Annotated in this window: 1 protein-coding gene; it reads left to right on the top strand. The window is 56.1% G+C overall.

The window, feature by feature from the left end:
- The coding region (locus tag VZ95_RS19110; RefSeq protein ID WP_045777277.1) for a methyl-accepting chemotaxis protein at positions 1-894 on the top strand (894 nt) is incomplete at its 5' end.
- Positions 895-1,163 lie beyond the last annotated feature (269 nt).

Here is a 1,163-nt window from a genome sequence, read left to right as displayed (position 1 = left end):
CAAGGGCAGTTTATTTCCGACGAATTCAAGCGGATCGGTAAAGGTGGGCGGGAGGTTTGGATTCAAGCTACCTATAATCCGGTGTTCGACCCGCAAGGTCGCCCGGTTAAAGTGGTCAAATATGCCATTGACGTAACGGAGACGGTAAATCAGCGCCTTCGGACGGAAGTCGTCGGGCAGCAAATCGATACGAACCTAGCCCAGATCGTTCAGTCGATCAGCGGCATCAACCATCAAACGGGCCTGGTTGCCAGCGCCGCAACGCAAACCTCCTCAAGCTTCCAGACGGTTGCGGCCAGCGCCGAGGAATTGGCCGCGTCGATCGGCGAGGTCGCCAATAGCGTGGTTCGGTCGAAAACCTCCGTCGACGGCGCGATGGATTATATTTCCGTTGCCGATGACGAGGCCCATCGCCTCATCGTTGCGGCGGAAGCCATGTCCAGCGTGACGAAGTTCATTCAAGATATCGCCTCCAGCATCAATCTGCTGGCCCTCAATGCCACGATCGAATCGGCGCGCGCGGGCGAAGCCGGACGCGGGTTTGCGGTGGTCGCCGGCGAGGTAAAAACGCTCGCCCAACAGGTTGCGCAAGCAACGGAATCGATCGCTCGGGAAATCACTGGGATTCAATCGATCTCCAGTGGCGTCTCGACGGCGCTCAACAAGATCAGTGGCGCAATGGCCGACGTTCAGAATCTGGTGTCGGGCGTGGCGGGCGCAATCGAACAACAAACCGCCGTCACCCTCGATATCTCGTCGAATATGAATAATACGGCCGGGGCAGTTACCAATATCGAAGAGAGCATGCACAGCATTCTACAATCGGTTGATAGCGCGCGCGGGCTATCCAACGAAAGCCTGCGGCTGTATGCCCAGCTTCAAAAGGCGAGCTAATCTGGTTTAATTCCCCGCACTAACGCGTGGTTTGCAGGATATTCTATCCGTGCGGACACAATTTTTGTGCCCACGGATAGAATAAACTATGAGAAATTCTGAAGGTAAGAGCCCACGAAATACGAAACCTCGCTTTAACCCTGGGTCGCTCCCGAGGTTGAGGAAATATGTGGGGCGCGGTCCCGTGTTCGCGTTGCTAACCACCCGGCACCAGCCGAAATTTATGCGGGATACAGCCGTGATCGAGAAAACTCGCGCAGCCACACACG

Origin of the sequence: Elstera litoralis, from assembly GCF_000963705.1 — a bacterium.
In the GTDB taxonomy this organism is placed as follows: Bacteria; Pseudomonadota; Alphaproteobacteria; order Elsterales; family Elsteraceae; genus Elstera; species Elstera litoralis.
The sequence above is the reverse complement of the archived record's forward strand: the minus strand, read 5'-3'. Positions and strand labels throughout refer to the sequence as shown.